General features: G+C 56.5%; 15 protein-coding genes and 2 pseudogenes. 7 read left to right on the top strand and 10 right to left on the bottom strand.

Annotated elements, in window-relative coordinates; all coding sequences use genetic code 11:
- The 3 genes from FW764_RS27715 to FW764_RS27725 all read left to right on the top strand — a co-directional run.
- Window positions 1–769: RHS repeat-associated core domain-containing protein (locus FW764_RS27715; RefSeq protein ID WP_446436671.1), on the top strand; the 769-nt coding region annotated here is incomplete at its 5' end.
- A 1-nt stretch (window position 770) separates the two neighbouring features.
- Complete coding sequence (locus tag FW764_RS27720; protein WP_446436672.1) at window positions 771–1,124, top strand: hypothetical protein; 354 nt, start codon at window positions 771–773, stop codon at window positions 1,122–1,124.
- A gap of 920 nt (window positions 1,125–2,044) precedes the next feature.
- Window positions 2,045–2,467: a DUF6896 domain-containing protein gene (locus FW764_RS27725; protein ID WP_446436673.1), complete on the top strand. Its 423-nt coding sequence runs from the start codon at window positions 2,045–2,047 to the stop codon at window positions 2,465–2,467.
- 201 nt (window positions 2,468–2,668) lie between these two features.
- Here the strand turns inward: FW764_RS27725 and FW764_RS27730 are convergent, their stop codons facing one another.
- From FW764_RS27730 to soxR, 5 genes are all read right to left on the bottom strand, one after another.
- Window positions 2,669–3,583, bottom strand: coding sequence for a LysR substrate-binding domain-containing protein (locus tag FW764_RS27730; protein ID WP_446436674.1), 915 nt, complete (start codon window positions 3,581–3,583; stop codon window positions 2,669–2,671).
- Window positions 3,573–3,815 (bottom strand): hypothetical protein, encoded by a 243-nt coding sequence (locus FW764_RS27735; protein WP_446436675.1) that lies wholly within the window; start codon window positions 3,813–3,815, stop codon window positions 3,573–3,575. Before FW764_RS27735 ends, FW764_RS27730 begins: the two co-directional genes overlap by 11 nt.
- A gap of 78 nt (window positions 3,816–3,893) precedes the next feature.
- Window positions 3,894–4,769, bottom strand: coding sequence for an alpha/beta fold hydrolase (locus FW764_RS27740; RefSeq protein WP_446436676.1), 876 nt, complete (start codon window positions 4,767–4,769; stop codon window positions 3,894–3,896).
- A gap of 993 nt (window positions 4,770–5,762) precedes the next feature.
- Window positions 5,763–6,221 (bottom strand): VOC family protein, encoded by a 459-nt coding sequence (locus FW764_RS27745; RefSeq protein WP_446436677.1) that lies wholly within the window; start codon window positions 6,219–6,221, stop codon window positions 5,763–5,765.
- A gap of 70 nt (window positions 6,222–6,291) precedes the next feature.
- Window positions 6,292–6,786, bottom strand: coding sequence for a redox-sensitive transcriptional activator SoxR (soxR, locus tag FW764_RS27750; protein ID WP_446436678.1), 495 nt, complete (start codon window positions 6,784–6,786; stop codon window positions 6,292–6,294).
- 100 nt (window positions 6,787–6,886) lie between these two features.
- Between soxR and FW764_RS27755 the strand changes: the two genes are divergently transcribed.
- Window positions 6,887–7,252 (top strand): antibiotic biosynthesis monooxygenase, encoded by a 366-nt coding sequence (locus tag FW764_RS27755; protein WP_446436679.1) that lies wholly within the window; start codon window positions 6,887–6,889, stop codon window positions 7,250–7,252.
- Here FW764_RS27755 and FW764_RS27760 read toward each other — a convergent pair.
- Window positions 7,241–8,344 (bottom strand): sigma-54 interaction domain-containing protein, encoded by a 1,104-nt coding sequence (locus FW764_RS27760; RefSeq protein WP_446436680.1) that lies wholly within the window; start codon window positions 8,342–8,344, stop codon window positions 7,241–7,243. The genes FW764_RS27755 and FW764_RS27760 overlap by 12 nt on opposite strands.
- A gap of 468 nt (window positions 8,345–8,812) precedes the next feature.
- Here FW764_RS27760 and FW764_RS27765 point away from each other — a divergent pair, with 468 nt between their 5' ends.
- The 3 genes from FW764_RS27765 to FW764_RS27775 all read left to right on the top strand — a co-directional run bounded on the left by FW764_RS27765 (window position 8,813) and on the right by FW764_RS27775 (window position 12,334).
- Entirely contained in the window at window positions 8,813–9,082 is a 270-nt protein-coding gene (locus tag FW764_RS27765) for a hypothetical protein (protein WP_446436681.1), read from the top strand.
- Window positions 9,083–9,315: 233 nt separating this feature from the next.
- Window positions 9,316–10,476, top strand: a complete 1,161-nt coding sequence (locus tag FW764_RS27770) for a cysteine desulfurase family protein (protein ID WP_446436682.1) — start codon at window positions 9,316–9,318, stop codon at window positions 10,474–10,476.
- 49 nt (window positions 10,477–10,525) lie between these two features.
- On the top strand, window positions 10,526–12,334 hold the full coding sequence (locus tag FW764_RS27775) for an aminopeptidase P family protein (RefSeq protein WP_446436683.1): 1,809 nt from the start codon (window positions 10,526–10,528) through the stop codon (window positions 12,332–12,334).
- Here the strand turns inward: FW764_RS27775 and FW764_RS27780 are convergent.
- From FW764_RS27780 to rhtA, 4 genes and pseudogenes are all read right to left on the bottom strand, one after another.
- Window positions 12,281–12,931, bottom strand: a pseudogene (locus FW764_RS27780) (2-hydroxychromene-2-carboxylate isomerase). The gene FW764_RS27775 and the pseudogene FW764_RS27780 overlap by 54 nt on opposite strands.
- Window positions 12,932–12,961: 30 nt before the next feature.
- Window positions 12,962–13,242 (bottom strand): annotated as a pseudogene (locus FW764_RS27785) (glucose 1-dehydrogenase); the annotation flags it as partial.
- 142 nt (window positions 13,243–13,384) lie between these two features.
- Window positions 13,385–13,666 carry a hypothetical protein gene (locus FW764_RS27790; RefSeq protein WP_446436684.1) on the bottom strand — a complete coding sequence of 94 codons (282 nt, stop codon included), beginning with the start codon at window positions 13,664–13,666 and terminating at the stop codon, window positions 13,385–13,387.
- Between the two features lie 166 nt (window positions 13,667–13,832).
- Entirely contained in the window at window positions 13,833–14,720 is an 888-nt protein-coding gene (rhtA, locus tag FW764_RS27795; RefSeq protein WP_446436685.1) for a threonine/homoserine exporter RhtA, read from the bottom strand.
- Window positions 14,721–14,869: the final 149 nt, after the last annotated feature.

The raw sequence follows: 14,869 nt of genomic DNA on the forward strand, positions 1-14,869 counted from the left end.
CCAAATCAGCCGCCTCGACATAAACAAGATCGACAACCCGCTACGCTTCCAAGGCCAATACTTCGACCAAGAAAGCGGGCTGCACTACAACCGCCATCGCTACTACAATCCAGATATTGGTCGTTACCTGACGCCGGACCCGGTGAAGCTGGCGGGTGGCATCAACGCGTACCAGTACGTGCCCAACCCTACGGGATGGGTAGATCCGCTAGGCCTGAACACATGTCCCGGCGCGGATGGATGCAAGCCAGACAGTTCTGTTCAAAATCCGAAAGCAGGGGTTGAACACGGGGAACCCGCTTTACCGCAGCTGACACGCGTAGAGCGACAGGCGAGAATTGATGAGATTGCAGAAAAAAGCGCGCACCGGCGTTTAGAAGAAATTGAAACAGCACATCCAAACGCGCACTTTCTGGAAAAGCATGGGGCACAAACTACGCTGGATTCTCAACATGAAAGGGTGCAAACGGCAAAAAACCCTAGCACAGGGGTAATGGAAAGATACTTAGATGGCAAAAAGAAAGGGGAACCCAAAATACCGAGTGCAGCAACTCGATTCCTCAGTCATAGGGACCAGCTAAATGCGATCTATCGCGCACAACTTATTTTCCGCCGCACCAATCTAGAAACCTCCCGAGAGCCCATGGAAATGGGAAGAATAATTGGAGAAGGCTACAAAAAACAAAACCTTCAATATGGGAAGCAAACGAAAGCCAGAGTAATTCTAGATAAGGATGGAAATCCAATTACCGCGTTCACGGAGTTCTAATATGAAGCGACCACCAAAGCTGTCAATACTCAGAAGCTTACTTTTCACTTATTGCATTGAGAATTACGACGACCCAGACAGAGAATGTTTCATCGTCTCAAAAGACATAAACGATAAAAAAGAACTGTCTGAGCTTTTTGATGGGCTAACTAAGTCAGAGTACTTATCTTATAAGCCAGAGGAGCGTCAATGGTATGTCGACACGCTAAGCCATTTTCTAGATACAGATGAAGATTTCGAATCTGTATTTTATCTTTTTGACACTTATTTTAATGATGAAATCTTTGATAAAAGACAATTTATGAAAGTGCTGCTGGAGTGCCTTAAGCGTTACAACTTAGAAATAACCGAATAAATCGTAAGCTGTGGGCACAACGAGTGTGCTCGTGCTTGGCTGCGAAGCAGCCCCAATAAGGGTCTCGCGTTTAAACAGCCAAAACCGCTTCGAGAGTTCTGGGGCTGCTGCGAGACGATAGAGGCGGCACTCATATAAATGTCTGGTCTGTCAAGCAGAAAATGCCGAATTATTTCTTAAGTGCAAACTAAAAAATGGTACATAAACTGACCAAAAGGCGCGAAAAAAATGAACTATTTTGATGGGTGACTGATAAACGGCTTTAAAAACTCAATATAAAATTCACCGTTCTTTCTGAGGCTGAGCATGATGCGATAGTCGATTGCATCAATGAGACAATGCCTTTCTCAGGGAGCCAAATTGCCTGGAGCACGTTAAAAACAGCATCAACTTTGGACGTCAAACCTCAGACGTGGCCCTATCGTTAGTGACCGAAGAGATCAACAAAGTAACCAACGATAAGCTGTACTTCGTCGGCGACGCATGCTTGAAGGGTTATTCAGTCGATCATGAAGACCTGCGTCAGGCGGTCAAAATCATCTCCGAATTTCCTCAGCACACCTACATCGTGTCGGAACCGAGGACATGGATCGCATGCCTTTAATTTTAGGGCGATATTGACTTCGCAAATATTTGTGAATAAAAACTAATGAGTCAGCGCTCGTTTCGGAAACTGGAATAATACTTCCTCGTGAGTATCTCGCCAACATCTACCGATTAGCCAGCGAGTCTTAGAAAGACGACCTCCAAAAATCCAGTCTTGAAGGCCCATCGAACTGCAGTCGCAAGGCAAACACATACGGTCGTCACCATAAAATTGATTGAGAATATAGAAAGCCACAAAGCGTGTTTAATAGCATCAAGGACGTGGTGGAAGCGTCAAATACAGTTGGACTGGATAGGTTGGATAGGCCAAGACGATGAAAGCTCATACGCTTGAAAGTTTGATCGCTGAGTATTTAGAACAAGTAAAAAAGGCGACTGACTTGCTTGAGTACTCATGTGGTACTAAAAATATTCTCAGACTGTGGCGAATCCAAAAAAAACCGCGGTGCGGTATGGTTATTGGTGATGTCACCTACGAGCTGCACGGAATTGGCTGCTGTGTTTACCTATCCGGAATATGTATCGACTTTGATTATGGCCCTGACGGAAGGGTCGACGGCTTCGACGCATGGCGTCTGTACATATACGCATGTGAGTTGCCGAAAAGACACAAAAAATACACCAGAAAAGAGGCTTTGGATCATGAGTTCAACGAGTACTTGAAACTGGAAAAAAGCCAAAAAAATCCCCGGTTCCATGTCCAATTTGTATTTCATACACCCTTGATAGAGAGATGATGACGGGCCATCCACCGATGTCCACGCTGAGGCGAAACAGTGTTAAAAACTCCACCTCATGGCACACCTTACATCCCTAATATCTCCCACGTATTGGGGCTTTATCTATATACGACCTTCAGGATGCCGTTGGCGAAGAAGTGTGGAAGTACGACCCTGAAGATAAAAAAGACACAGAAACAATCAATGCCCACCGCCGTATCAAATCGACAACCCCTTGAAGTGCTCCTGCAAAAACTCCACACAGGCTCTTAATTTCCCAGAGTAGGCCAAGCGTGTCGGGTACACCGCCCACACGTTGGCACTCTGGGTGTAGTCGTGCAGCACTTGCACCAGCTTGCCCTGTTCCAGCAACGGCTTCACGTCCCACATCGACCGCAGCAATACGCCGCGGCCGTCCAGGGCCCACTGCAGTACGATTTCGCCATTGTTGGAAGACAGCGGCCCGCGCACGCGCACGCTCTCAGGGGCGCCGTCACGCTCCAGGTTCCAGATGCCGAAGGCGTTGTCGCGTTCCTTGATTACCAAGCAGTCGTGTTGTTCCAGGTCGCTCAACTGCTGTGGCGTGCCACGGCGCTTGAGATACGCCGGCGCGGCGCACAGCACTCGGCGGTTGCTCACCAGGCGGCGGCCGATGTGCTGGCCGGGGATGTCATCGCCTACCCGAATCTCGAGGTCGAAGCCTTCGTTGATGATGTCCACCACGCGGTCGAACAGGTCCAGGCGGATTTCCAGGTCCGGGTACTGTTCGGCCAGTAACGACAGGGCCGGTGCTACGTGATTGCGGCCAAAGCCGAAGCTGCTGCACAGGTGCAGATGGCCGCTCGGGCTGTCGTGGGCGTCGGAGAGTTCATCCGCGAGTTGCTGGAAATCTTCGAGGATGCGCACGGCCCAGCGCTGCACCCGGTCACCGTCTTCGGTCAGGGCGATGCGCCGGCTGGTGCGGTGCAACAGGCGGGTGGCCAGGGTGGTTTCGAGGATCTGGATGCGCTTGCTCACATACGCAGGCGACAGCCCCAGCTCATCGGCGGCGGCAGCGAAGCCGGCCTTGCGGATTACGGTGAGAAACACCCGCAGGTCTTCGGGCAGCGGCACGGTATCTTTCTTATGAGTCATCAGAAACAGGCGTGGCGGCATGAGCGGCCAGAATAGCATCGGTGTTTGCTCGCCAGCGATCTTGGCCTGTGCCGCAGCGCGAATGCCGACCGCGGTTGAGGGCGACAGGCGCCATGTTCTCGTGATCGAATTCACCTTCGCGCGCTGCAATCACCAGTGCCGCCGAGGCGTTGCCGATGATGTTGGTCAGCGAGCGACATTCAGCCATAAATCGGTCGACGGCCAGGATCATTACCATCACCACCGAGGCCTGGCAGCCTGCGAGACGGGTGTTTCAGGTCACGCAGCTACGGGGTTCAGGGCAATGGCTTTAGCGAAGAAAGCTCAGGACTTCGCCGAGCAACAATTCAGGGACTTCTTCGGCAATGTAATGGCCGGCCGGCAGGGCTTTGCCACGCACGTCGGTGGCGACTTTTTGCCATTCTTTGAGCGGCTCGAAACAGCGCCCGACGGTGCCTTCGGCGCCCCACATCACCAGCAACGGCAGGTTCAAGTGGTTGCCGGCGTCGATGTCCGCCTGGTCATGCTCAAGGTCGATACCGGCGGCGGCGCGGTAGTCTTCGCAGATGCCGCGCGCAGTGCCCGGCAGTTGCAGGCAGCGCAGGTATTCGGCGAACGCCTCATCGGTGAATGGCTTGAGCCCGGCGCTGCGGCTGCCCATCACGCTGCGCAGGTACAGCTCGGGGTTACTCTCGATCAAGGCTTCCGGCAACGGCGCCGGGCGGATCAGGAAGAACCAGTGCCAGTAGGCGCGGGCGAAGGCTTCGTCGGTCTGGGCGTACATCGACAGGGTCGGTGCGATATCCAGCAACACCATGCGGTTTACCGCTTTTGGATGATCCAGCGCCAGGCGATGTGCAACGCGGGCGCCCCGGTCATGGGCCAGCACCAAAAACGTATCGAAGCCTAAGGTCTGCATCAGCTCGACGCCGTCGCGGGCCATTTCGCGTTTCGAGTAGTTGGCGTGTTGGTCATCGGCTGGCGGCTTGCTGCTGTCGCCATAACCGCGCAGGTCGGCAGCGACCACGGTGAAGTGCTCGGCCAGCTGTTCGGCAACTTTGTGCCAGATGAAGTGGGTTTGCGGGTGCCCGTGCAGCAGGAGCAGACCGGAACCTGTACCGCCTTGACGGTAGCTGATGTTCACGCCATTGACGTGGCACTGGTCTTTTTGAAATCCGGCGAACATGGAATGAGTCCTTGTGATGATTGACTGCATCCTGGAATCACCTGACGTCCTGGGCAAGGGGGAAAGCGTGGAGGGGTTGTTCATGAAATGTGTAGGAGCCTCACTCGGTCAAACAATGAGGGCACCTGTGGGAGCTGGCTTGATCTGCGATAAAGACGGCGCGGTGTTTCAGGAAGACTGCGGTGATGCCATTGCAGCATAGGTATCTACGCAACTCTTTGTGTTGCTCTGAGCTTGTGAGGAGTTTAGGTAGGTTGAGTACATATCCGTTGCTGCGGTAACGGCCGCTTATGGTTTCGCTCTTACAGCGAGTCACTATTTTACAAACGCCTAAAAAAGTAACCAAAAAACGCTTTGCCCCACCACTCGGTGCCTCGTTTAGGCTTGGCATGCCCTTACTCCGGCCATTGTGGTTAACGGGGGCTGTCAGATCAAGATCAAAAGCAGATCAAAAGCAAGAGCACGGCGGCCTAGTAGCCGACCTGAGTGGTTGAAGCAAAAGCAAGGCAAAAGCACAGCAGCACACTCTCTGCTTGATGTACTGAGATCCAACTGTGCGGGCTTGCTCGCCAATGCGGTGGGTCAGTCAACTCACTTGTAGCTGACCCACCGCATTCGCGAGCAAGCCCGCTCCCACATTAGATTGAGTTCAGCCACCAAGATCAGGTCGGCTACTAGGCCGCCGTGCTCTTGCTTTTGATCTTGATCTGAGGCGCCCCGTTAAACCACGCTGGCCGAACGCAGGTATTACGGAGCGGGCCATCGCGGCGGCCCGCTTCGTGATGCTTTGGGGGCTCTGTTCCAAAAGTGACCCGCTGTAAGAGCGGAACCAATATCAGCCATCACCCAAATAACGGATATGTACCCAGCGGCCCCGTGATAACCACAGCACTCAACCGTAAAAAAAGATGTGTAAATACCTACGGCCATCGCAGGCAAGCCAGCTTCTACACAAGCCAGCTCTCACATTGCATATATATTGCTGTTGAGATTTCAGCCTTGCTTGAACATCTCCATGGCTCGCTGACGGATCTGCTCCTCTGTCAGGTCTTCCTTGCGCGTAGCCAGGAACCACAGGTGGCCGAAGGGATCTTTCACACTCGCTGAGCGGTCGCCGTAGAACTGATCCTTTGGCTCGGACACTACGCTGGCGCCTGCTGCAACGGCTTGTTTGAATTGCGCATCCACATCGTTCACATACAGGTGCAGGCCGACACTGGTGTGTTCCGCCGGGTTGCGCAGGGCCATGTCAGCGCAGGGTGAGCCGAGCATGATTGCCGAGTCGCCAATACGCAGCTCGGCATGGCCGACTTTGCCATCGGGCATGTCCAGGCGCATGACCTGTGTGGCGCCGAAGGCTTTCTGGTAGAAGTCGATGGCTTGGGCGGCGTTGTCGATGCCCATATAAGGCGTGACGCTGTGATAACCCTCAGGGATAGGTTTGACGCTCATGTCGTTCTCCTTGATCGTCATTGTGCAGGCAGGAGTTTTCACTATAGGCCACGTATCGCGTGGCCTGCGGTTAGCCGACGAGGTGTTGGCCAGGCAACCGTAATCGGGCTTTTACTTCATTTTTTTCGGTGGGTTCTAACAGCTGCGCGCCCGGCCCGCGCTCACCAAGCTGGTCCCCCTGATTACGCAACGGGCACGCCTCCAGCGACAGGCACCCACACCCGATACATCCACTGAGCTTGTCGCGCAGCAGCATCAACTTGTTGATGCGATCATCCAGGTCCTCGCGCCACAGCGCCGACAACCGTTCCCAGTCTTCAGTGGTGGGCGTGCGCCCATCCGGCAACGTCTGCAACGCCTCGCCAATCGTTGCCAGCGGAATCCCCAAGCGCTGGGCGATTTTGATGACCACCACTCGGCGCAATACATCCCGTGGGTAGCGCCGCTGGTTGCCAGCATTGCGATTGCTCTTGATCAACCCTTTGGCTTCATAGAAGTGCAGAGCCGTGACCGCTACACCACTGCGGGCGGCCAATTGGCCGACGGTAAGTGCTTTGTTGAGCATGAAAAACTCCGAAACAACGCTTGACCTTGACTTAACTAGAGGTTTTACCCTTCGTGGCATCGAATCGCAAGATTCTGCCTACAAAGATAGGAGAGTGTTCATGGTGGTATCAGAGAAAAATCGCAGTTTCACTCAACTGATCGAGTTTCAGATCGAGCCCCAACAACAACTGGCGCTGGTGGCGGCGTTGTCCACCCAAAGCGAGCGCTTGGCCCAGGGCCATGGCGGCTTTATCAATGCGAGTGTGCAAGTCAGCGATGACGGGCGGCGGGTGCTCAGTTACCTGCAATGGCGCTCGCGCGAGGAGGGCGAGGCGGCCTTCAAATGCTTTGAGCACGGCGAGGAAGATTTCTGGACGCTGATCCGCGCCCATCAGGCCACGGCGGTGACCTTTGGTTCGTTCCAGGTGCTGCGTAGTTTTGAGCGCAGCCATGACAATGCGTTGCACTGCCGCCTAAATGGATAAGTGCAGCATGCGCTCGCCCTGTACGTTTTCCCCGGGCCGGCGCTTGTTCACCGCCAACTCACCGATCTTGATCAGGCGCGTGCGCGTGACGTTGCGGCTCAGGCCCAGCAGGTTGGCGGTGTGCACCTGGTTGCAGTGACTGAAGCGGTAGGCGGCGCGCAATAACGCGTCTTCGACCTTTTCATGCAGGGCGCCGGCCTGTTCCTCAAAGAGCTTTTGAAAGGCGCGCGCCAGCAACGCTGCGGCGCTGTTGTCGATGTCGTGCTGGCTGTCGTCCTGGCGCTCGATGCGTAGGTTCGACAGGCGCAGATCATCGCGATCGATCACACCGTTGCGGCAGATCAGCAGGGTGTGGTGGATCACGTTTTCCAACTCGCGAATATTGCCCGGCCAGTTGTAGCTCTTGAGCTTGTGCTCGGCCTCGCGGCTGATGGTGATCGGGCCGTAACCCAAGCGCTGGCTGTAGGCTTCGATGAAGTGCCGGGTCAGCGGCAGAATATCGCCCGGCCGTTCGCGCAGCGGGCTCAGCGCCAGGCTGACGACGTCGAGACGGTAATAGAGGTCTTCGCGAAAATGCCCGGCGTTGATGGCTTTTTCTAGCTGTACGTTGGTGGCGGCCAGTACGCGTACATCAATTGGAATGCTCTTGCGCGAACCCAGGCGCACCACTTCGCGTTCCTGCAACACGCGCAGCAACTTGACCTGGATCGCCATCGGCAGATCGCCGATTTCATCCAGAAACAAGGTGCCGCCGTCCGCCTCTTCGAACCAGCCGGCTTTGGCGCTGAAGGCGCCGGTAAACGCGCCTTTTTCATGGCCGAACAGTTCGGCTTCCACCAGGGATTCAGAGAACGCGCCGCAGTTGACCGCCACGAACGGCCGGTTGCACCGCGCACTCAGATTATGGATGTGGCGCGCCACCAGCTCTTTACCGGTGCCGGTTTCGCCGATGATCAGCACACTGGCTTCGCTGGGCGCCACTTGCTGGATGTGGTCGAGCAGCGTCTGGGATTTGGGATCTTCGAAGACCTGGGCCGTGGCGCGGATCGAGGTCGCGAGGGCGGGCGAGGGCGGTAGGGTTAACAGCTGCATGGGCACCTCTCTTAAGAGTAGAGCGTTGGAATCGGCAGGGTGGTGCAAGGTTTGCGTGGACAGCTTGCGCCACTGGCGATCCAGGCGACGCGAGGCGTGGGTGGACCGCGCTCCTGCGACTTCAAACCGGCGGCTGCACAAATCCAGGCCTTGATGGGTGAGGGCTTGAGGCTCACTGCTGAAACGTGAAGCGGTTGGCCGTCTGGTGTTTTGTTGAATGGCTGTCGCCTGGGCAACCGCTGCGTGGCGAACAGCGTTATCCGATGTGATGCCATTTATAGAGGGTTACGCTTATTCCGTAAATTTACTTATTTGAATATTTATAGATCATAAGTGAATATTAAGTGGTGGCTATTGCAGGTGTCTGAATGGTTGATAGCGACTATCACGGACGATGATTTTTCAGCGTGCCAGGGCGAGAGTAGCCTGTGTTCATTGACTCGAAACCTCCTTCGCAGGGCCCTCACCATGAACCGCTTTTTGGCTGTTTCCTTAGTAGTAGTCAGCTCCATCCTTGCCGGTTGTGCGACACATCCATTACCTGAAGCGCGCCCCTACACTGCAGAAGAAACTAAGCAGCTTGCTTTGGAGGCACTGAGCCGTCGTGGCCTGTCGTTTGACGAATACCAACAGCAACGCGCCGCACTGACCGGTCAGCCACACAAGACCTTCGACTTTGATCACCAAGGCGAAATGAACGCCGAACGCAGCGTGGCCTTGCAAGGTCGTCCGAGTTGAACCGGCGCTCAGCGACAAAAAGCCCGAGGATTCCCTTAAGGAACCTCGGGCTTTTTGTTTGCCATTGGGCGACTTCAGCCTGTTAAGCTGAATTTCAGGAGCGTTCCTACGCACATTTACATAAAGTGGTTCTTCTTTAATGGCATTCGATCGGTTAAACCTGACGACCTCTGTTCCGGTTGATGCCCCTGAGACGCTGCTCTCGGGAATACGCTCTGCGAGTCCTAAACCTCATGAATAAACGTCCTTTGTATTTCGACTACGCCGCCACCACGCCGGTGGATGAGCGGGTCATCCAGGTGATGGTCGAGTGTCTGGGCTTCAATGCCAATTTCGGTAACCCTGCGTCCAGTTCCCATGCGTTCGGCCAAGCGGCCCGGCAAACGGTTGAACAGGCACGGCGCCAGGTCGCCGAGTTGGTCGGGGCCAGCCCTGAGCAGATCGTCTGGACGTCCGGTGCGACTGAATCCAACAACCTTGCGATCAAGGGCGTGGCCCAAGCGCGCGGGGTTGCAGGCGGGCACATCATCACCAGCCAGATCGAACACAAGGCCACGCTGGACACGGCGCGGCAGTTGCAGGAAGCCGGGGTTGCCGTGACCTATCTGGTGCCGGACGCCGACGGGTTGATCAGCGCCACGGCGGTGAGTGAAGCCCTGCGCGAAGACACCTTTCTGGTGTCCCTGATGCTGGTGAATAACGAACTGGGCACCTTGAACGACATCCCCTCCATCGGCGCACGGGTACGTGAACACGGCGCGCTGCTGCACGTGGATGCCGCGCAAGGAGCGGGTAAAGTGGTGATCGACCTGGCTGAATGGCCGGTGGACTTGATGTCGTTTTCCGCGCACAAGCTATATGGCCCCAAGGGCATCGGCGCGCTGTATGTCGGCCCGCGCGCGCAGCAGAAAGTGTTGGCGCAGATGCATGGCGGTGGTCACGAGGGCGGTTTGCGCTCGGGTACCTTGGCAACGCATCAGATTGCGGGCATGGGCGCTGCGTTCGCCTTGGCGGCGCAGTCCTTTACGGAGGAAAAAGCCACCATCGGTGCCTTGCGTCAGCGTCTGCTCGAGCAGCTGGAATCGGTGGCCGGTGTGCGTCTTAATGGCAGCGCCACGCAGCGCATTGCGCATACTCTCAGCCTGACGTTCAGCGAAGGTGAATTCAATTCCGCCGCACTGAGCGCGGGCATCGCTTTTTCGGCGACCTCGGCGTGCAACTCGGCGAGCAATGCGCCGTCCCACGTGCTTCTGGCCCTGGGTCATGACGCGCGCAGCGCCAGCCGCACCATTCGCTTGAGTCTGGGCCGGTTTACCACCGAACAGGATATCGACCAGGCTGTGCAACTGATCAAGGCCGCACTCGCCAGTGCACCGGCGTTCTGGGCCGTCTGATTTTTCATTCGCAGCACATAACAATTATTAGTGGTTAGCAGGAGACACAATGAGTACTCAGCCTTTGACCCATGGAACGGTTCCCCAGCGCCTGGCGCATACACGTGAACTGATGCGCCGCGAGGGCATCCACGCCTTGCTGGTGCCATCGGCCGACCCGCATTTGTCCGAGTACTTGCCGGGTTACTGGCAGGGGCGGCAATGGTTGTCGGGGTTTCATGGCTCAGTGGGCACTTTGATTGTCACGGCAGACTTCGCTGGCGTCTGGGCCGATAGCCGTTACTGGGAACAGGCGACCAAGGAACTCAAGGGCAGCGGTATCGAACTGGTGAAATTGCAGCCCGGTCAACCCGGCCCGCTGGAGTGGCTGGCCGAGCAAACCCCGGAAGGCGCTGTGGTGGCGGTGGACGGCGCGGTCATGGCCGTGGCCTCGGCGCGGACCTTGGGCGGCAAGTTAGCCGAGCGCGGCGCGCGTTTGCGTACCGATATCGACCTGCTCAATGAAGTCTGGCAAGACCGCCCGACGTTGCCAAACCAGCCGATTTATCAACACCTGCCACCGCAGGCGACCGTCAGTCGTGGCGAGAAACTCGCTACGCTGCGCGCCCGTTTGAAAGAGAAGGGCGCCGATTGGCACTTCATTGCCACCCTGGATGACATCGCCTGGTTGTTCAACCTGCGCGGCGGCGATGTGTCATTCAACCCAGTATTTGTGTCGTTTGCCCTGGTCAATCAGCAGCAGGCCACTTTATTTGTGGCGCTGAGTAAGGTTAACGCCGAGTTGCGCGCGTCGCTTGAGCAGGACGGTGTAACCCTGCGCGACTACAGCGAAGTGGCGGATGCGCTACGTGCCGTGCCTTCGGGCGCGAGCCTGCAAGTCGACCCGGCGCGAGTGACGGCTGGCTTGCTGGAAAACCTGGATGCCGGCGTCAAGCTGATCGAAGGCCTGAACCCGACCACACTGGCCAAATCGCGTAAAAGCCTGGCGGACGCCGAGCACATCCGCCAAGCCATGGAGCAGGACGGCGCAGCGTTGTGCGAATTTTTTGCCTGGCTGGACAGTGCGCTGGGTCGTGAACGCATCACTGAGCTGACCGTCGACGAACACCTGACCGCCGCACGTGCCCGTCGTCCGGGTTATGTGTCGTTGAGTTTTAATACAATCGCCGCATTCAACGCCAATGGCGCCATGCCGCACTACCACGCCACCGACGAAGAGCACGCGCTGATCGAAGGCGATGGCTTACTGCTGATCGACTCGGGTGGCCAGTACCTGGGCGGCACCACCGATATCACGCGGATGGTGCCGATCGGCTCGCCGAGCGAAGAGCAAAAGCGCGACTGCACGCGGGTGCTCAAGGGCGTGATTGCCCTATCGCGTGCGCACTTCCCCACAGGCATTTTGTCGCCACTGTTGGATGCAATCGCGCGGGCGCCGATCTGGGCCGAAGGTGTGGACTACGGCCACGGCACCGGTCACGGCGTAGGTTATTTCCTGAATGTGCATGAAGGCCCGCAGGTGATCGCCTATCAGGCTGGCGCTGCGCCGCAAACGGCGATGCAGCCAGGCATGATTACCTCGATTGAGCCGGGCACTTATCGCCCAGGCCGTTGGGGTGTGCGCATCGAGAACCTGGTGTTGAACCGTGAAGCGGGCAAGACCGAGTTTGGTGAGTTCCTCAAGTTCGAAACCTTGACCTTGTGCCCGATCGACACTCGTTGTCTGGAGGTGTCGTTGCTGACGGCGGACGAGCGCGAGTGGTTCAACGCCTACCACGCCGAAGTCCGCGAGCGCTTGAGCCCGTTACTCAACGGTGCGGCGCTGGAGTGGTTGCAACTGCGTACAGCGGCTATTTGATCGGCTCTGGTTGAGGGTTTCGCGCACAAAGTCCAGACGGTCCTGACCGAAGAACAGCGGGTTGCCTACAAACATACTGGGGGCACCGGACACGCCGCGCTGCACGGCTTGTTCGGTGTTGTCCTTGAGCGCGGCTTTTACGCTTTCATCGTTGGCCAGGACCAGCACTTTGTCGGGGTTGAACCCTGCTTCGGTCAGGCCCTCGCCCACGACCTCGGAATCACCCAAGTCATGACCTTCGACCCAGTGGGCGCGGAACAGACAGTCGATGAAGCCCTGGAAACGTTCGGGCTGGCGCATTTGCATGCCGGTCACGGCACGCATCAGCACCAGGGGTGTTGATAGATAAGTGCGGGTTGAACTGAAGCGTCACGTGTAGCGTTGGGCGTATTGCGCCAAATCATCAAACATGTAACGGCCCTTTGCCGGGACGCTGATCGGTGAGGTATTGCCGATGGCTTTGAATACGTCGCCGAGCAGCATGGGGCGACACACCAGCTGTACGTCGGTTTCGGCGCACTGGGCGGGGAGTTGGGTGTAGGCCAGGTAAGTGGCGGGGCTGCCAAGGTCAAAGAGGAATTCCGGAGATTTACTCATGGTCGATATTCGCTGCTTATTGTTATGCAGACGTGCTTTCCAGGGGCGCACGTCCAGCTCAAAGGTCCAGGCGTCACGCGGTTGGTTGTGCAGGTACCAGTAGTTGTCGGCGATGTGTTCGGGATTGAGGATGTCGTCCTGATCTTTCTGGGCGTGTTTTTGTGGGAAGTTGTCGCGAATGAAGTCAGTATTGATGGCGCCATCAGCCACCGCATGGGCGACGTGGATATTCTCGCGCCTTGCTTGGCGCCAGCGAACGCTACGAAACCCGCACTGCCGCGTAAGCCTGCGCTGGCACCGGCACCCACGACCAATATGATTTTCTGGTTGTGCGTCATGGGAACTCCGTTGCTCTATTGTCGAACAGGAGTGTGGCCGCAGCGTCGTGATTGGTCGGGTCGATGTCAGCAATTTAAGAAAGGGGGAGCAGTCGGATGCGGACTGCTCGGTCGGTCATTTACAGATGACGATCATACTGCGGCTGGTATAGCCTGCGGGGTTGAGGCCAAAAGGGTAGTCGCCAGGCTCTTCGGAGTTGTCACCGGATTTGGCGATCACCCGGTAGCCTTTGGCGCCACATGAGTTAGTCGCGCTGCTGTAGCACTTGTCCCAGGAGGAGGACAGGCCGGAACAGTTGATATGCAGCCCTTTTTTGCCCCGTTTCACTTCTGTCTTGGTGGTCGCAGCACAGCCAGCAATGCCCACGACCATTAACAGTATCAAAATTCGTTTCATCACTATCCTTAATAGCCGCTTCGCCAAAAAGGCTCGAAGCAGGCTCTACTCGCTCTCGATTGTAGCGTTCAGGCATCCGTGTCGAAGTTCTCCATGAATGGCGTTTGTTCAAGGCCTAAACATGGCCTAAATGGGCATGAAATACCAGAGCTACCTTTAAAGATGATCAGTCCGCTGGCACCAATGGTTTGGTTTCATTGCGCATCGTCAGCGTGGCGCCTGCGGAGGCCAGAATAATGCAGCTGATGGCCAGCCATTGTGCCAGGGAGAGGTGCTCCTGGAGGAAGAACAGGCCCGAAAGTGCGCCGAATGCAGGTTCGATGCTCATCAGGGTGCCGAAGGTGCGGGCGGGCAGGCGAGTGAGCGCGATCATTTCCAGGGTGTAGGGTAAGGCCGTGGAAAGAATGGCGACACCAATGGCGACGGGGATCAATCCAGGCGTCAGTAGCGCAGTACCGGCGTGGACGATGCCGATCGGCGCAACAAACAAGGCCGCGATCATTACACCAAGGGCTGCGGTTTGGACGCCATTGTCGTTGCCGGCCTTCTGGCCAAACAGAATGTAGAGTGCCCAGCAGACGCCGGCGCCCAAGGCGTAGGCTGCGCCGGTCAAGTCGATGCCGTTGCTGGTTTCTCCTATGGGGATCAATAAGAGAAGGCCCGCGACGGCGAGCCCGATCCATAGGAAATCCACTGCTCGGCGCGAAGCATAGATGGCGACCGCAAGTGGGCCGGTGAATTCCAGTGCTACCGCGATGCCAAGTGGCACGGTGCGCAAGGACATATAGAAGAGGAAGTTCATACCGCCCAGCGCCATTCCATAGATGACGACGGTGCGCAGGGACTTGGCCGTCAGCTTGGCGCGCCATGGGCGTAACAGAAGCAGCATGATCACACTGGCGAAAATCAGACGCAGGGTGGTGGTGCCTTGGGCGCCAACGATGGGGAACATGCTTTTGGCCAGCGAAGCGCCGGACTGGATGGAGGCCATGGCGATCAACAGCAGGCCGACGGGAAACAATGCCGAGGCCAGACTGCGGGGAGGGATGGTCATTGAGGGGAGCGTCCGAGGTCGTGGTAGAGAAGCAGAACACATATGATGCTTAACAGTTTCTGTTTGAGCAATATATTGCTCAGGTTGAGTCATTTGACTCTCTATATAGGAGGGGAATGTAGGTTTTCCGTCTGTTTGATAGAAAATTC

The sequence above is a fragment of the Pseudomonas sp. 1152_12 genome (assembly GCF_052850675.1).